The sequence below is a fragment of the Soonwooa sp. T0.1_25 genome (assembly GCF_057652215.1).
The window spans coordinates 487,684-504,132 of the sequence record NZ_JBYFBZ010000001.1 but is presented as its reverse complement, the minus strand read 5'-3'; the positions used below and the strand labels follow the sequence as shown (position 1 = coordinate 504,132).

General features: G+C 36.9%; 16 protein-coding genes. 9 read left to right on the top strand and 7 right to left on the bottom strand.

What is annotated here, in order from left to right; translation table 11 throughout:
* Window positions 1-35: 35 nt before the first annotated feature.
* From paaB to AC23MB_RS02345, 7 genes are all read right to left on the bottom strand, one after another.
* Window positions 36-323: a 1,2-phenylacetyl-CoA epoxidase subunit PaaB gene (gene paaB, locus AC23MB_RS02375; protein WP_079666698.1), complete on the bottom strand. Its 288-nt coding sequence runs from the start codon at window positions 321-323 to the stop codon at window positions 36-38.
* A gap of 1 nt (window position 324) precedes the next feature.
* Window positions 325-1,281, bottom strand: coding sequence for a 1,2-phenylacetyl-CoA epoxidase subunit PaaA (gene paaA / locus AC23MB_RS02370; protein ID WP_313026755.1), 957 nt, complete (start codon window positions 1,279-1,281; stop codon window positions 325-327).
* Window positions 1,282-1,697: 416 nt separating this feature from the next.
* On the bottom strand, window positions 1,698-2,780 hold the full coding sequence (paaE, locus tag AC23MB_RS02365) for a 1,2-phenylacetyl-CoA epoxidase subunit PaaE (protein WP_487786444.1): 1,083 nt from the start codon (window positions 2,778-2,780) through the stop codon (window positions 1,698-1,700).
* 6 nt (window positions 2,781-2,786) lie between these two features.
* The gene (locus AC23MB_RS02360) at window positions 2,787-3,371 is read right to left on the bottom strand and encodes a TetR/AcrR family transcriptional regulator (RefSeq protein ID WP_312321820.1); all 585 of its coding nucleotides are present in this window, start codon (window positions 3,369-3,371) and stop codon (window positions 2,787-2,789) included.
* A 1-nt stretch (window position 3,372) separates the two neighbouring features.
* Complete coding sequence (locus AC23MB_RS02355) at window positions 3,373-5,454, bottom strand: alpha-ketoacid dehydrogenase subunit alpha/beta (protein WP_487786443.1); 2,082 nt, start codon at window positions 5,452-5,454, stop codon at window positions 3,373-3,375.
* A gap of 14 nt (window positions 5,455-5,468) precedes the next feature.
* Window positions 5,469-5,588: a hypothetical protein gene (locus AC23MB_RS02350; protein ID WP_313215383.1), complete on the bottom strand. Its 120-nt coding sequence runs from the start codon at window positions 5,586-5,588 to the stop codon at window positions 5,469-5,471.
* Complete coding sequence (locus AC23MB_RS02345) at window positions 5,581-5,820, bottom strand: hypothetical protein (protein WP_487786442.1); 240 nt, start codon at window positions 5,818-5,820, stop codon at window positions 5,581-5,583. The genes AC23MB_RS02350 and AC23MB_RS02345 overlap by 8 nt, the downstream gene beginning before the upstream one ends.
* Window positions 5,821-6,034: 214 nt before the next feature.
* Here AC23MB_RS02345 and AC23MB_RS02340 point away from each other — a divergent pair, with 214 nt between their 5' ends.
* From AC23MB_RS02340 to AC23MB_RS02300, 9 genes are all read left to right on the top strand, one after another.
* Window positions 6,035-7,429: a hypothetical protein gene (locus AC23MB_RS02340; protein WP_487786441.1), complete on the top strand. Its 1,395-nt coding sequence runs from the start codon at window positions 6,035-6,037 to the stop codon at window positions 7,427-7,429.
* A 17-nt stretch (window positions 7,430-7,446) separates the two neighbouring features.
* Window positions 7,447-7,773, top strand: coding sequence for a nucleotide pyrophosphohydrolase (locus tag AC23MB_RS02335; protein ID WP_079666692.1), 327 nt, complete (start codon window positions 7,447-7,449; stop codon window positions 7,771-7,773).
* A gap of 7 nt (window positions 7,774-7,780) precedes the next feature.
* Entirely contained in the window at window positions 7,781-9,001 is a 1,221-nt protein-coding gene (locus AC23MB_RS02330) for a 3-phosphoshikimate 1-carboxyvinyltransferase (protein WP_487786440.1), read from the top strand.
* 176 nt (window positions 9,002-9,177) lie between these two features.
* Complete coding sequence (locus AC23MB_RS02325; protein ID WP_487786439.1) at window positions 9,178-9,972, top strand: SDR family oxidoreductase; 795 nt, start codon at window positions 9,178-9,180, stop codon at window positions 9,970-9,972.
* A gap of 30 nt (window positions 9,973-10,002) precedes the next feature.
* Window positions 10,003-11,610 carry a BamA/TamA family outer membrane protein gene (locus AC23MB_RS02320; RefSeq protein ID WP_313026788.1) on the top strand — a complete coding sequence of 536 codons (1,608 nt, stop codon included), beginning with the start codon at window positions 10,003-10,005 and terminating at the stop codon, window positions 11,608-11,610.
* Window positions 11,611-11,734: 124 nt separating this feature from the next.
* Window positions 11,735-12,955, top strand: coding sequence for a response regulator transcription factor (locus AC23MB_RS02315; protein ID WP_313026791.1), 1,221 nt, complete (start codon window positions 11,735-11,737; stop codon window positions 12,953-12,955).
* A 28-nt stretch (window positions 12,956-12,983) separates the two neighbouring features.
* Window positions 12,984-14,192 carry a response regulator transcription factor gene (locus AC23MB_RS02310; RefSeq protein WP_487786438.1) on the top strand — a complete coding sequence of 403 codons (1,209 nt, stop codon included), beginning with the start codon at window positions 12,984-12,986 and terminating at the stop codon, window positions 14,190-14,192.
* A 116-nt stretch (window positions 14,193-14,308) separates the two neighbouring features.
* Window positions 14,309-15,769: an IMP dehydrogenase gene (gene guaB, locus AC23MB_RS02305; RefSeq protein WP_312324596.1), complete on the top strand. Its 1,461-nt coding sequence runs from the start codon at window positions 14,309-14,311 to the stop codon at window positions 15,767-15,769.
* A gap of 177 nt (window positions 15,770-15,946) precedes the next feature.
* On the top strand, window positions 15,947-16,396 hold the full coding sequence (locus AC23MB_RS02300; RefSeq protein ID WP_487786437.1) for a DUF6759 domain-containing protein: 450 nt from the start codon (window positions 15,947-15,949) through the stop codon (window positions 16,394-16,396).
* Window positions 16,397-16,449: the final 53 nt, after the last annotated feature.

Below are 16,449 nucleotides of genomic sequence, written 5' to 3'. Positions count from 1 at the left end.
CGGGAACGGAGGACGGAAAAGCTGCCCAAATTGTTTTACATATTTTTGATTTCTTCAGGAACGTGGTAGAAGGTCGGATGTCTGTATACCTTGTCCTCCGAAGGCTCATAAAATGCACCTGCATCGTCGGGACTAGAAGCGGTGATAAATTTGGACTCAACAACCCAAATACTAACACCCTCCAAACGTCTGGTGTAAACATCTCTGGCATTTTGAATTGCCATTTCTGCATCGGCAGCATGAAGGCTACCAACATGTTTGTGATCTAGTCCTTGGCGGCTTCTGATGAAGACTTCCCAAAGTGGCCATTCGTTATTTTGCATCTTAACTTATTTTTTTCTGTTGTTCTTTTTGTTTTCTTTTTTCGTGGTAAGCTGTTGCCGCGTCTCGTACCCAAGCGCCTTCGTCGAAAGCTTTGCGACGTACTTCGAGTCTTTCTTTGTTGCACATTCCGTTGCCTTTAACGACATTCCAGAATTCTTCCCAATCGATTTCTCCGAATTCGTAGTGTCCAGTTTCTTCGTTGAACTTTAAATCTGGATCTGGAATTGTCAATCCTAAATATTCGGCTTGTGGCACCGTCATATCTACAAATCGTTGTCTTAACTCATCGTTTGAGAAACGTTTAATTCTCCAGTTCATAGAAGCTTCGGTGTTTCCTGATTCGGCATCACGAGGTCCAAACATCATCAAGGTTGGCCACCACCAACGGTTGAATGCGTCTTGTGCCATTTCTTTTTGTTCCGGTGAGCCTTGAGCCAACTTCATCATCAACTCGTAACCTTGACGTTGGTGGAAACTTTCTTCTTTACAAATCCTAACCATCGCCCTTGCATAAGGGCCATAAGATGCTCTACACAATGGCACTTGGTTAAGAATTGCCGCACCGTCTACCAACCAACCAATTGCACCCATATCTGCCCAAGTTAATGTTGGATAATTGAAGATACTTGAATATTTTGCTTTCCCTGAATGTAGGTCACGAAGTGTTTCGTCACGTGTTACGCCTAAAGTTTCGGCTGCACAATAAAGGTATAAACCATGTCCGCCTTCATCTTGAACTTTTGCTAAAAGGATTTTTTTACGTTTCAAGCTTGGTGCTCTGGTAATCCAATTGGCTTCCGGCAACATCCCAACAATCTCGGAATGTGCGTGTTGAGAAATCTGACGAATAAGCGTCTTTCTATAAGCTTCCGGCATCCAATCTTTTGGTTCGATGCGGATTTCGTTATCGATTTTGTTTTGGAAATGTTGTTCCAAGTTGATTTCTGTTGTTTCCATAATTTTATTTTTTAATGGAATTAAATTTTTTAAATCATTTATAAGATAGGACAAATCCTATTTTATGTCGATTAATAATCTTTTTTTTCATTGATAGGATTGCATCCTATTCTTTGTTAAATCGCCCCGTTGGGGCTTAACATTCTTCCTCTTTCTTGATAGAATTACATCCTATCCTTGGTTAAATCGCCCCGTTGGGGCTGATTATTATTTTTATGGTTTGTCCGAAGGAGCAAAACATTTCTGCGTTATGTTGTCGCAGCCCGACTTATCTCATTTCTTAAATTCATTTTTTGAATCGATGAATCTCGTTCCTCGATTTGAGCGGAGCTCATTTTTTTTGCGGCGGATTAAGCTTTTGCAAAAAAATAGCGGGAGCGGAAGGCGGAAAAGCTGCCCAAATAATCAATCTATAATTACTTGATGTCAAAGTTAACAATAACTTCCTCCGAACGCGGATGCGCCTGACAAGACAGGATAAATCCTGCATCCAACTCATCTTGCTCCAAAGAATAATTGATGTCCATTTCGACTTCGCCTTTCTCCAATTTACACTTACAAGTCGCACAAACACCGCCTTTACAAGCGTATGGCAAATCTGCGCCATTCTGCAATGCAGCATCCAAAATGGTCTGACCGTGATAAGCCAAATCCATATTAAGCGCCGATGCGTCCAACTTAACGGTTACTTTACTGTATTTATCGTCTGCTCTGTTAACCGCTTGTGCATGTTCTTTTTTCTTCTCCTCAGCTGTCGCACTATAAAACAATTCAAAATGAATCTTTTTAGGCTCTAAACCTGCGTCTTGCAAGGTATCGCGAACGCCAAGAATCATATCTTCTGGTCCGCAAAGGAAAACCTCATCAATATTATTAACAGGGACAATGTGCTCTAAAAACAACTTCGCTTTTTCTCCTGTGATACGTCCCGCCAACAAATCGGCGTCAGCAATTTCGCGACTCAAAATATGATAAACACTAAGTCTATCCATAAAGATATTCTTAAGTGCTTCGATGTCTTCTTTAAAGATAATGTGCGCTTTGTTTCGGTTTCCGTAGATTAAAACAAAGTTGCTGTTAGGTTCGTTTTTTAGGACAGATTTTACGATTGACATCACTGGTGTAATGCCACTTCCTGCCGCAAATGCAACATAAGTTTTTTTGTTGTCAGGTTTTAGTTCTGTAAAGAAAGTTCCTTGTGGCGTCATTACTTCTACCACGTCGCCTTCTTTTGCAACATCGTTGATATAGCTCGAAAATACGCCATCCGTGATCTTCTTCACCGCAACTTTTAGTTCATCTTCGCAGGGACTTGCACAAATTGAATACGAACGTCTAATCTCTTCGCCGTCGTTAATTTGTTTGAATGTTAAATATTGTCCTTGCGTAAATTTGAATTGCTCTTTTAAGTCCTCTGGCACGTCAAAACTTACCGAAACACAGTCTGGCGTTTCGCGTTTGATTTGTTTTATTTTGAGAGGATGAAAAGTTGTTGACATTATCTATTAAATATTTATTCCGTTAAGTAAAATTGTTGAAAGCTCTTCTTCTAATTCTTCCGCCGAAATATCTCGGCTTGGCTTGTACCAAAGCTCGATCCAGCGCAAAGATGACAAGATTGTGAACAAAGCTACAGAAACATTCATGGTTTTGAATTCTCCAGTTTTCATACCTTCTTCAAGAACAAAGGCAAAACTTCTTTCGTAAGATTTTCTGATGCTTTTATATTCTTCCTTCTTTTCATCACGAAGATACTTCCAATCGTTATTTGCAACCGAAACCGCGGCTGCGTCGTGAATCATCAAGTCTATGTGGACTTTGATAATTTGTTTTAATTTATCTTGAAAACTAGCCTCGGTATCTGCAATTTCTGAAAGTTGCGTTGTGTAAGCGTCAGCAATTTTAAAACAAATCAACTCTAAAATTTCGTCTTTAGATTTGATATGATTGTACATCGACGCTGCTTCCATACCGACTTTTTCAGCAATATCGCGCATGCCCGTTCCGCCAAAACCACGATCTTTGAAAAGCTTCGAAGCTTCGGTAAGGATAAGTTCTCTTTTATTTACTTTAGTTCTTAATGGCGCCATTTTAATATTTTAAAAGCTGATCGATTTGTATTTTTAATTTCTCAGCATTTGGAAGCATGGTTTCTTCTAAAACAGAGTTAAGTGGAATGGCTGGCATATTCTCAGCGCCAACCACTTTAACAGGCGCATCCAAATCGCGGAAACATGTATCCGAAATTCTTGCTGCAATGCTTTGCGCAAAGCTATTCTGTACTGGTTCTTCTGTTAAAACGATACAACGATTATGCTTTTTAACACTTTCAAAAATTCTTTTTTCGTCAAGCGGTGCCAAAGTTCTTAAATCGATAATTTCTACACGACCTTCAAAATCTTTAGCAGTATTGCTCGCCCAATAAACACCCATTCCGTAAGTGATAATCGTCAATGTTGATCGCTCTTTTTGAGAATCTGCTAACAAGACTTCTCTAGCTTTCCCAAATGGAATGATATAATCTTCGTCTGGCTCAATTGTTTTTGCTTCTTCAGTTCCTGCAATTTTTGACCAATAAAGTCCTTTATGTTCCAACATCACTACTGGATTTGGATCGTAATAAGCCGACTTCATCAAACCTTTAAGATCTGCTCCTGTCGATGGATAAGCGATTTTAATTCCTTTAATATTCGTTAAAACACTTTCCACAGAACTTGAATGGTAAGGTCCACCACTTCCGTAAGCGCCAATCGGAACTCTCAAAATCATGGATACTGGCCATTTTCCGTTTGATAAATAACAACTTCTTGCTACTTCGGTAAACAATTGATTAAGACCTGGCCAAATATAATCAGCAAACTGAACCTCAACAATTGGTTTTAGCCCAACAGCACTCATACCAACCGTTGATCCAATAATAAATGCTTCTTGGATTGGTGTATTGAAAACTCTTTTGTCGCCAAATTGTCCCGCCAAAGTAATCGCTTCACGGAAAACACCACCCAAACGTGCACCAACATCTTGTCCGTACAACAAAGATTCGGGATGTTTGTCCATAATTTCTCGAATGGCGAACAAAGCGCAATCCACCATTACGGTTGGCACTTTGCCTTCTGGCACACGTATTCCTTTTTCTTCGGTAATTGGTGTTGGCACAAAATCGTGGGTGAACAAATCTTCTGGTCGAGGATCTTCCGCTTGCAAAGCTCTTTGATAATCGGTTTTAACAAGGTTTAAAACCTCATTTTCTATCGTTGAAACTTCAGAATCGTCGATTCCGAATTCTGATAATTTTTCTCTAAGTTTTGGAAGTGGATCTCTTGTCGCTGCTTCTTCCAAATCGTCACGGTACCATTCTTTTCTAACCCCAGAAGTATGGTGATTTAATAAAGGAACCTTCGCATGAATCATCATCGGTCGACGTTCTTCACGAATAATGCGGATACATTCTTTAACTGTTTCGTAAGATTTAATAAAATCCGTTCCATCGATTGTCCTCGCCTCTATCCCTTCAAAACCTTGAATATATTTTGATATATCTTGAGCACGAATTTCTGAAGCATGCGCCGAAATATCCCACTCATTATCTTGTACCAAATACAAAATCGGAAGTTGCTTAAGCGCTGCCATTTGGAACGCCTCTGCCACTTCGCCCTCCGTACAACTTGCATCTCCAAGAGAGCATACTACAATTGGCTTATCATCGAAACCTTCGGCAAGACCCAATTCTTCTTTATATTTAAGACCCATCGCAACACCCGTTGTTGGAATTGCTTGCATACCAGTTGCACTACTCTGATGCGGAATTTTCGGCAGGTCGTCACGTCTCAAACTCGGATGAGAATAATAGGTTCTACCACCAGAAAAAGGATCATCACGCTTTGCTAAAAGTTGAAGCATCAACTCGTAAGGTGTAATCCCAATACCTAAAAGGATGCTATCATCACGATAATAAGCACTCAAAAAATCTTGTGGTAAAAGCTGTAATCCTACCGCTAATTGTATCGCTTCGTGCCCGCGAGACGTGGCATGCACATATTTCGAAGCCACACGTTTTTCTTCCTCATACAATTCGGTAAGACTTTTAGCAGTAAACATCAGTCGATAAGCATTCTTAAGAAAATCCTCCAAATTGCTTTCGTTAATATTTTTTTTGGGTTGGGTTAATTCCATTTTTACGTTTTAAATTAGATATTTCGATTATCCACAATTCGGTTAAGCTTTCCTCCTTCACTTCTTGGCAAATCACCATTATTACAAAGACATACTTCCATTGACAATCCGATGCAATCTTTAATTTTATACACTTGATATTCTATTTTCGCATGAAATTTTAGAAATATCACAACTTCTCAAAAAGGCGTCTTCAATTCCCACTGAGACTTTCACTATATCCATTGCCGATTTTCGTGTTAATTTGTTTTGATAATTAGCAGAAGCAAAATCATAAGTTTCCAAAACATCAGCAATCTGAGTATGAAAAAAATTAACACCGCTAATAATCACCATCTCATCAGCACGACCAACAATTGGTCCCATTTCACTAGAGTTCGAGACTTAGAAAGCTTCTGCATTGGGATTAAAAATCATTTTCGAGATTAATATCTTGTGATTGGTCGTTTACAAATATAAAAAAATAAACGACACTAACAAACGTTAGTTAGTGATTTTAATCAATATTTAGGATTAAGTTCAATTTAGATTGATTGAAAAAAAAAATTATTGTAGTTTTGAAACACTTTAAAAAAATTTGATGAAACTACGAGTACTTTTAGGATTAGCTTTTTGGTGTGCTTTATTTTTATTCTCTTGTAAAAATGACGATATCGTTTTTGATACGCCAGTACAATCGTTGAAATTTTCGACAGACACAGTGTTTTGTGACACCGTTTATAACCAAATGCGTTCCGAAACTTATGCTGTAAAAGTCTATAATAACGACAATAAAGATGTGCAAATCCCGAGAATTTCCCTAGAAGGAGGTAATGCTTCTCTTTATCGTATTAATGTTGATGGAAAGTCAGGAACTGATTTTAAAAATATCCCTTTAAGAAAAAATGACAGCCTTTTTGTTTTTGTAGAAATTGCGCCGACTGCCAACGCACCCGAAGCGATTGCAGAAGACAAAGTGGTCTTCGAAACCTCAGCTGGACAACAAAAAGTGACGCTTTTCTCAGTGGTACAAGATGCTGAGTATTTTATTCAGTCTGATAAAAATCCGAACATCTTATCCGACGATACAACTTGGAAAAACGATAAAGCCAAAATTATTTTTGGCGACTTAACACTTGCGGAAGGCAAAAGGCTGACAATAGAAAAAGGAACTAAAGTCTATTTCCATAAGAAAAGTGGACTTAAAATTTCTAAAAGCGCGCGGCTTGATGTACAAGGTGACTATCAAAACGAAGTAATCTTCCGTGGTGATAGAAATGATACGAGATACGACACGCTACCAGCAAACTGGAACGGAATACGCATGGATGCTGCCTCTACACTTAATATGAACTACGCCAAAGTCTATGGTGGAACGGTTGGTCTGCAACTAAAAGATAATACTGCAACAATCAACAATAGCATTATCCACACTTTCCAGAGTTTTGGAATCTATGCAATTGGTGCAACTTTGAAAACCAACAATTTGGTGATGAACAATTGCGGCGAAGCAGATTTAGCAATCTTTAAAGGTGGTACATACAATTTGACATACAGTACTTTTGCAAATTATTGGGACTTAAATGGAAGTCTTTCCGGCTTGAGCATCTACGCAACCAACTCTTGGAAAGACGGCGATAACGAGTATAAAGAACCGCTTATTTTCAACATGACTAACTCGATTGCTTATAACAATTTGTCAAATGCAGTTCTTTTTGCTCCAACGACTGGACAAGTCTTTAATTATAACATTAAAAACTCTTTGTTAAAATATGATGATAAAGCAGGTTTCGCTTTTGAAAACAATAACAACATCCAAAATTCTATCAAAAACGTGGAACCCAAATTCGCCAACTACTATATTCACAAAATGAATTTAAAAGTTAAAGAAGGTTCTGGCGCAATCGGAAAAGGCATACGTCTTGTGGCTGGTGAAAAAGATATTACTGGCACAGATAGAAAGAGTCCATCAACAATTGGAGCTTACGAATTTTAATAGATTCTCTTTTAAAAATGGAGATCACAAAACTTCAACAAGAAGTCGATGCTTGGATAAAAACGGTTGGCGTTAGATATTTTAACGAGTTGACCAATATGGCGATGTTGACCGAAGAAGTTGGCGAAGTAGCAAGAATTATTGCCCGTCGTTATGGTGAACAAAGTGAAAAAGAATCTGACAAATCCAAAGATTTGGGTGAAGAATTGGCCGATGTTCTCTTTGTAACTTTATGTCTAGCTAACCAAACTGGCGTGGACTTGCAATCTGCTTTCGATAAAAAAATGAAACTAAAAACCGAGCGTGATGCAGAAAGGCATGCTCAAAATGAAAAACTAAAATAAAGCTTTTATGCTATTAAAAAAGTCCCAACTGATAGACGGACAACAGATACAAATTACCGGTTCGAAAAGTATTTCGAACCGTCTTTTGATTTTGGCCGGTCTGTATAATCATATCGACATTCTCAATTTATCAAATTCGCAGGACACGCAACTCCTAGAGGCTGCGCTTAACCAAACTGGCGATGTTATCGACATCCATCATGCGGGAACAGCGATGCGATTTTTAACGTCTTATCTGGCGATACAAGAAGGAAGAACGGTGACTTTGACGGGTTCGGACAGAATGAAACAACGCCCGATTAAAGATTTGGTTTCGGCTTTAAAATCTTTAGGTGCTGATATTGAATATTTGGAAAATGATGGTTTTCCGCCTTTAAAGATTGTTGGTAAAAAACTTTCTAAAAACGAAGTTGAAATTCCTGCTAATATTTCGAGTCAGTTTATTACATCTTTGATGTTGATTGGTGCTAAACTAGAAAATGGTCTTAACATCAATCTGGTTGGCGAAATCACTTCTCGTCCTTATCTGGAAATGACTTTACATATTCTGCATAATCTTGGTATTGAAGCTAAACTTGACGGTCAACAAATTAAAATCGAAGCGCATACAGAAAGCCTAAGAACACAACATTACGAAGTGGAAAGCGATTGGTCATCTGCATCTTATTATTATTCTTTGGCAGCAATTGGTCGAAAAGTTATTAATCTAAAAAGTTTTAAAACATTGTCTTTGCAGGGCGACAGCGTTATAAAAGAATTGTATTGGAAATTTTTCGGGATTGATACATTATCAGATTTTGCGGAAAACAGCATTGCATTAATGCCCGATCCGCATCATGAGCTTATCGAGTTTATTAGTTTGGATATGAATGATTGTCCTGACATTGCACAAACTTTGTGTGTGACGGCGACGCTTTTGAAGATTCCGTTTTCGATAACTGGTCTGCAAACGCTAAAGGTTAAAGAAACGGATAGATTGGTTGCGCTTCAAAACGAATTAAAAAAACTGGGCGCAACAACCATCATCACCAACGACAGGATCGAATCTGTCAACTTTGGTGAAGCTGACGCACACATCCAAGTCGAAACTTATAATGATCATCGTATGGCTATGGCTTTTGCACCTGCAGTTTTGCTCTACGATCTTGAGATCTTGGACGATCAAGTGGTTGAAAAATCTTATCCCGAATTTTGGACAGATTTTAAAAAAGTGACCGAACAATTATAATCAAACAAAAGTAAAAATAGTTATCGCTAGCCCCGATGGAAGCGGCATCCTTTTGTGTGGGAGTGAGGCGGCGGAGCGTAGCGTAGCCGACCGAGCGACCAACAAAAGATATAGCGAACAGCGGGTCCATATTGTCATAGAACGACAAAATGGTCTTGCTCCTAAAAATTAATAAAATGTCAAAAGTATACATCATCACGGGAAGTTCGACTGGAATCGGTTTTGCGCTTGCAGAATATTTTGGTAAAAAAGGAAATAAAGTCTACGGTCTTAGCCGGAAAACGACCGATAGTCCACATTTTATGTGCCTACCAACGGATGTCACTAAGAATGATGACGTTAAAAATGCAGTTGGGAAAATTCTTGAAAAAGAAGGCAAAATCGATGTTCTCATCAACAATGCTGGAATGGGAATGGTAGGCGCTGTAGAAGATTCTGGCCAAGATGAGATTTTAAAACTTTTTAACCTGAATCTGGTCGGAACGGTGCAAATGATAAGTGCCATAATGCCAACCATGCGTGCCCAAAAAAGAGGGCAAATCATTAACATTTCGAGTATTGGTAGCGAGATGGGCTTGCCTTTCCGAGGATTTTATTCGGCCTCAAAAGCGGCGGTCGACAAGGTTACCGAAGCGATGCGCTACGAAGTTGAACAGTGGAACGTGAATGTCTGCTCGCTTCACCTTGGCGACATCAAAACCAATATTGCCGACAACCGCATCAAAACCAATGTCTCGGCACCTTATCAAGAAATTTTTAAAAAAGTCTACGCTTTGATGAACGCGCATGTGGACAAAGGCAATGAAACAATGGAAGTCGCCATCTACATCGATCAAATTCTACAAAAATCAAGCTGGAAAGCGCATTATTATTTTGGTGCTTTTGGACAAAAAATTGGTGTTCCGTTGAAATGGATTTTGCCACAAAACTTATACGAACATCTGATGAAGAAATACAATAATCTAAAGTAATTTCTGTTAAACTAATGTTGGTCGTTGTTAATGCCGAAATCTCTACTCTATATCATTGCGATTTTTTGGACTGTGTTTTTGCAAGCACAGCAACGGGATTTTTGGCTGATTGACAAAGACACGCAAACGAAAAACATCGTAAAAGATTCGGCAGCGGCAGTTAAGTTTTTGGACAGTCTCGCGCAAACCTCTTACTTTTTTGCAAAATTACACTCGGTAGAAAATAAAGACCAACACACCGAAATCTATTATGACAAAGGTCCCAACTTTAACCAAGCGCAAGTTAAATTTTCGGATAGTTTGCAAAAAGAATTCAATTATCCTAAGGAGATTTATGTCAAAAATTTGGATTCTTTAAAGCTAAAAATTAATCAAAGATATAGAGACAAAGGTTTTGCATTTAATCGTGTTAGAACAAAATTTATTGAGATTAAAAACGATAAGCCAACGATAGAAATTTCGGTGGTACCTGCGCAACAGCGACGCATCAATTCTTTTGTTGTTCGCGGTTACGAGCGCGTCCCCAAACGTTTTGTTAAAAATCTAGAAAAAGCCTATCTCGGGAAAGTGTACGATGATAAAAACCTTGTCGCCATCAACAAAGATCTACAAGGTCACACTTTTGTAAGTTTGGAAAAACCGCCGCAAACTTTGTTCACGAAAGATTCTACACAAATTTATCTTTTTCTTCAAAAAAAACGTGTCAACAATTTTGATGGAATGTTAGGTTTTGGAAACGATAAAACCGAGAAATTCACTTTTAACGGAACAATTAATATTGCGCTTCGTAATATGTTCAACGGTTTTGAAAGCATTAGTCTTTACTGGCAACGTAATCCTGACAAAGGTCAAACTTTTGATTTGCAAACCGATATTCCGTACACTTTTAAGTCGAATGTCGGCGTTAATGTTGGCGTTAATATCTATCGACAAGATTCGACTTTTGCAACGGTGAAATTCCGTCCTGCATTGTATTTACATTTATCACAGAATCAAAAAATTGGACTTCGAGGGATTTTTGAATCGTCAGCCGTTCTAGATTCTCTGTATACGCAAGCTCAAGATTTCACTAAAAAAGGTATTGGTGTTTGGTATCAATATCAATCTGGAAGCGACATTCCGTTGTTTATTTACAATACAAATATCCGAGCAGAAGTTGATTTTATTAAAAGTAATTACGATAAAACCAATCTCTCGGTTAACCAAATGCGTTACTTTGTTTCAGGCGAACATAATTTTCATCTAAAAGGAAATCATTATCTGAATCTTCGTGGTGAATCTGCTTTGTTATCGGCAAAAAACGATTTGTCCGTCAACGAACTTTTTAGATTTGGTGGTTGGAATTCGATGCGAGGTTTTAACGAATTAAGTTTGGTCAGCGACTTCTATGCCTTTGGTGGCGCCGAATATCGTTATCTCGTCAACGATCAAGCGTTCTTCGACGTTTTCGCACAGTATGGTACAATGTCTAACAAAAGTCTGAATGCCAGTCCAAGTCTTTACAGTTTGGGATTGGGTTTTAATTTCTTCTTGCCCGTTGGTTTGATGAGTTTCCAAATCTCGAACGGAAATCAATTCGGAAATCCTTTTAAATTTTCTGAAACCAAAATCCATTGGGGAATTGTGAGTCGATTTTAGAATTCATAGTTCATTAATTTGGATTATTACAGTTTTAAAAATATTTTATTATTTTAGCGAATAATTTCACAATTCTGGAATTATCCCCGTGTTCAAAAACTAAACTAATCCGAGAATTTACTAAATGAATAAATTTCTATTCGTTTTAATATTTTTTTGTCTCTATCTCAACACGAAAGCGCAACAGATAAATTCTGAAGCGCTTAATAAAGAGATTTCACAACTTAACGACGCCTACAAATACGAAGAGTCTATCATTAAACTTGAAGAAATCCTTCACAATAAAAAATCCCAAAACTACGAACGTTACAATGCTTACCTTCAAAAAGCTTTAACTTTTAAAAGACTTTACAATTATCCAGAAGTTCTAGAAAACCTAGATTTAGCTTTTGAGGAAGCGAAAGATACAGACTTTGTTGAAGAAGCAGAAGTTCGTGTTTTAACGGAAAAGATGTTTGTAGAATTCGACTTACGAAACTTCGATAAAGCCGAAAAACTTATTAAAGATTTATCCAAAAAAAATATTGATTTGCTAGATGCCGAGACGCAAGCTTTCTACCTAAGTGCGGTCGCTGTCCTACAAATCATCAATAAAAATTACAATGCCGCACAGTTGACTTTGGAGGATGCGATTGGCATTTTGGAACGGAAAAGCCCAAAACATCTTCCACTTATATACACCAAAATCATTGGACTTTCAGAACATCTTCAAGATAGAAACCTAGCGCAAAACGCCTTTGATAAAGGGATCTATTATGCTGAAAAATACAATATGGATATCTACAAAATATCTTTATATTACACGATGAGCCATTTTTTTCTGACTTTCGAAGATTATAAAAATGCTTATCTCTACGAGAATCAGGGTGTCGAAATCTCAGCTAGATATAATGCTGCATTTCAAAATGGAAAATTATCTGTTCTCGAAAGAAACCTTTTGAACAAAAGAAAAAATATAGAACTCGATTACCAAAAAAAAATTAAATACATCCTCGCTTTTGCATCCGCTATTTTGCTAGCTTTTTTAGTGGTTGTTGTTAAGTTATATCAATCTAACAGAGAAAAAAATAAGCTTATCCTTCGCGAAAACAACCGTATTCGCACCGAACTCGAAAAACTTACAAGTGAAGTGAATGAGCAAGGTGAAGACAAAATAAATCTTGCCAATTACAACCTTACAGATCGACAAATAGATATTGTGAACCTTGTAAAACTCGGAAAAACAAATAAAGAAATTGGCGAAAAACTTTACATTTCTGAAAATACAGTTAAATATCACCTCAAAATTATATACAGCAATCTCGGTATCGAAAACCGCTGGAATCTTCGTGAAAGTTTACAATAGAGCCTTTCATAATTTTTTTTTTAATTAGATGAAAACTTTATATATCCTTATTCTATTAGTCTTTAGTTGTTTTATTTCTGCCCAAAATGGGAATCTGAAAAAATTCAATGACGAAATATATGTCCTTAATAACAAGCATGAGTACGAACAAAGTATTATAAAAATCTATGAAGTTCTTTACAATCCAAAGTCTTCACATTACGAAAAATACAATGCTTATCTACAAAAATCTTTGACATATAAAAGGATATACAACTTTAACGAAGCTTATGGCAACCTCAACTACGCGTTAGAAGAAGGCTTAAAAACCGATAAAGTAAAAGAAGTAAATTCTAAGATCGCTATTGAAAAATTCTTTATCATTTTCGACTTACAACGATTTGAGAAAATTCGGGAAATGATAAATGATAACAAAAACATCGACTTATCATTAATCGATGAAGAAACAAAAGGTCTTTATCTTTCTGCCTTAGCCATTATTGAAATTATCGATGGTAACTACGGTGATGCCAATGACAAAATTAATAATGCAATTAGTATTTACGAAAAAGTAAGTCCTAAAGATTTACCCAATATTTATGGTAAGAAAATGTTTCTGTACCAAAAACTCAATCAACCAGAAAAAGTTGAAGAAGCTTTTCGAAAAGCAATGTATTATGCAGAAAAATATAAAACAGATCTATATATAAAGAATCTAGCTATCAATATGTGGGAATTTTACACCCATCAAAACAACCTCGAAAAAGCAAAATATTATCGCGAAATTGCGGACAATCTCAAAGAAGACGACAATACTTTAATCAATATTAATAGCCTAAAACTTATCGAACTCGAAAAGAAACTAACATCCGACTACCTAAGAAAAGAATACGAAGCACAACAAAAGAAACAACTATTAGTAATTGTTGGATTTGTAATTGTTCTCGGCATTTTAGGCTATTTAGGAATTACTTTATTTAAAAATAAAAAAAAACGTCTTGAAGTTGAATCTGAGAATTTAGAAATCAGAAAAAAACTAGATGAGATTTTATTTAATTCAAAAAATGAAACCGAAGATTCTGACTTTAAAAATACCAATCTCACCGATAGACAACTTGAAATTATCGAACTTGTAAAACTCGGCAAAACCAATAAAGAAATCGGTGCTGAGCTCTATATTTCGGAGAATACGGTTAAATATCACCTCAAGATAATCTACAATACTTTGGGAATAGAGAACCGTTGGGACTTGCGCTAAAAGAATTAACAAATTGATTTTCAAGCAATAGAAAAGACAAAAATTAAATTTAGTTAATATCAATTTCCTGATTTTCAGGATTCATTAAAAAGCTTTAATTTTGCAAGAAAGTAAAAATGTCTATTCATAACAAAATTGTTGAACAAGCCATCACTTTTGATGATGTTCTTCTCATCCCTTCTTACTCAGAAGTTTTACCGAATCAGGTATCTTTAAAATCTAGACTTACAGACAAAATCACGCTTAATGCGCCAATCGTTTCTGCAGCGATGGATACAGTTACAGAAGCAGATTTAGCAATTGCTTTGGCAAGAGTGGGTGGTTTAGGATTTATTCACAAAAACATGACAATTGCTGAACAAGCTGCACAAGTTAATCGTGTAAAACGTTCAGAAAACGGCATGATTTCCGATCCCGTAACCTTGTCAAAAGATCATACTTTGGGACAAGCCAAAGACTTGATGTCTAAATACAAAATCTCTGGACTTCCAGTTGTTGATGCTGACGGAATCTTAGTTGGTATTATCACAAACCGTGATGTTAAATATCAGGAAAACCTTGATATGAAAGTCGCTGAGATTATGACAATCGAAAATCTGATCACCTCTGACAAAGATACCAACTTAGAAAAAGCTAAAGAGATTCTTCTTAAAAATCGTGTTGAAAAACTACCGATCGTTGACAAGAAAAATAAATTGGTTGGATTGATTACTATTAAAGATATCGACAACCAAATGGAATATCCTAATGCTAACAAAGACGAAAACGGGCGACTAATCGTTGGAGCGGGTGTTGGCGTTGGCGAAGACACGATGGATCGCGTTAAGGCACTAGTTGCTGCAGGCGTTGACATTGTGGCGATTGACTCTGCCCATGGACATTCTAAAGGTGTTCTTGATAAAATTTCTGAAATTAAAAAAGCTTATCCTAACCTAGACATCGTTGGCGGAAACATCGTAACTGCCGAAGCTGCAAAAGATTTGATAAAAGCTGGCGCTAATGTTCTAAAAGTTGGTGTTGGTCCAGGATCGATTTGTACAACACGTGTTGTAGCGGGTGTCGGCGTACCTCAACTTTCTGCAATATATAACGTTTACGAATATGCTAAAAAGAAAAATGTTGCGGTTATTGCTGATGGCGGTATCAAACTTTCTGGCGACATCGTAAAAGCGATTGCTAGTGGAGCAAGTGCTGTGATGTTGGGTTCTCTTTTGGCTGGTACCGAAGAAGCGCCAGGCGAAGAAATCATCTTCCAAGGTAGAACTTTCAAATCTTATCAAGGTATGGGAAGTCTTTCTGCGATGAAGCGTGGTGGTAAAGAGCGTTACTTCCAAAGTGAAGCTAAAAAATTCGTTCCAGAAGGTATCGAAGGACGTGTACCTTACAAAGGAAAATTGGAGGATGTTATTTTCCAATTGACCGGTGGACTACGTGCTGGCATGGGTTATTGCGGTGCTAAAGATATTGAAACACTTCAAAAAGATTCTAAAATGGTGATGATTACAGGAAGCGGTCTTAAAGAATCGCATCCACACGATGTTATCATCACACAAGAAGCACCTAACTATTCTTTGTAAAACTAAAGATTTAGATAAAACTATTAAGCTGTCCTTTGTGGCAGCTTTTTTTAGGAGAAAACTTTTTTAAATGAAATTTGATTTAAAATAAAACATATTTCTGTAATTTTAAATTTCATATTTTTTTAGAGAATTTACTTTTAAAAACTCTAGAAATTAAAATTATTTTTAAAATTCATGTTTAAAATAAAAAACTATTTTCTTGTAGTATTACTGTTGTCATTAGTCGGATGTGACGTGATTCCGTCAGTTGCTATCTATCGTCCAAATTCGGGTATAACTTCCTCTACCAACGAAAGTCGCGAGTTTGCTGATCTTATCGCGAAAGATCAAATCAATAAAAATGACGAAACTGCGAAAGTCCTCACCTACCTACTCAACGACGCCGATCCAAAACAAAAGCAAACTGCCGCTGTCATTACCAATACTTCGAATTGCAATATTATTGTCCGTCTAACACAATCTGGAGGAAACAAAATTTACCATCTTCCAGTTTCTAAAAACAGTAAAAACCAATTTATCATCGATAAAGGAAATTACACTTTGAGATCAAATGTTTGTTCAGCTAAATATTATTCGCAGAAAAGTGTAACAGACGCTCTTATTTTGACTTTGGGCACCAATTAATTTTTTAATTTTTTTTTGAATTAAATATTGACTTCCGAGATAAAACATTAAGA

What these genes read in the sequence shown, in the direction of transcription:
- paaB (WP_079666698.1), bottom strand. Translation starts at nt 323, where the DNA reads ATGCAAAATAACGAATGGCCACTTTGGGAAGTCTTCATCAGAAGCCGC.
- paaA (WP_313026755.1), bottom strand. Translation starts at nt 1,281, where the DNA reads ATGGAAACAACAGAAATCAACTTGGAACAACATTTCCAAAACAAAATC.
- paaE (WP_487786444.1), bottom strand. Translation starts at nt 2,780, where the DNA reads ATGTCAACAACTTTTCATCCTCTCAAAATAAAACAAATCAAACGCGAA.
- AC23MB_RS02360 (WP_312321820.1), bottom strand. Translation starts at nt 3,371, where the DNA reads ATGGCGCCATTAAGAACTAAAGTAAATAAAAGAGAACTTATCCTTACC.
- AC23MB_RS02355 (WP_487786443.1), bottom strand. Translation starts at nt 5,454, where the DNA reads ATGGAATTAACCCAACCCAAAAAAAATATTAACGAAAGCAATTTGGAG.
- AC23MB_RS02345 (WP_487786442.1), bottom strand. Translation starts at nt 5,820, where the DNA reads ATGGGACCAATTGTTGGTCGTGCTGATGAGATGGTGATTATTAGCGGT.
- AC23MB_RS02340 (WP_487786441.1), top strand. Translation starts at nt 6,035, where the DNA reads ATGAAACTACGAGTACTTTTAGGATTAGCTTTTTGGTGTGCTTTATTT.
- AC23MB_RS02335 (WP_079666692.1), top strand. Translation starts at nt 7,447, where the DNA reads ATGGAGATCACAAAACTTCAACAAGAAGTCGATGCTTGGATAAAAACG.
- AC23MB_RS02330 (WP_487786440.1), top strand. Translation starts at nt 7,781, where the DNA reads ATGCTATTAAAAAAGTCCCAACTGATAGACGGACAACAGATACAAATT.
- AC23MB_RS02325 (WP_487786439.1), top strand. Translation starts at nt 9,178, where the DNA reads ATGTCAAAAGTATACATCATCACGGGAAGTTCGACTGGAATCGGTTTT.
- AC23MB_RS02320 (WP_313026788.1), top strand. Translation starts at nt 10,003, where the DNA reads ATGCCGAAATCTCTACTCTATATCATTGCGATTTTTTGGACTGTGTTT.
- AC23MB_RS02315 (WP_313026791.1), top strand. Translation starts at nt 11,735, where the DNA reads ATGAATAAATTTCTATTCGTTTTAATATTTTTTTGTCTCTATCTCAAC.
- AC23MB_RS02310 (WP_487786438.1), top strand. Translation starts at nt 12,984, where the DNA reads ATGAAAACTTTATATATCCTTATTCTATTAGTCTTTAGTTGTTTTATT.
- guaB (WP_312324596.1), top strand. Translation starts at nt 14,309, where the DNA reads ATGTCTATTCATAACAAAATTGTTGAACAAGCCATCACTTTTGATGAT.
- AC23MB_RS02300 (WP_487786437.1), top strand. Translation starts at nt 15,947, where the DNA reads ATGTTTAAAATAAAAAACTATTTTCTTGTAGTATTACTGTTGTCATTA.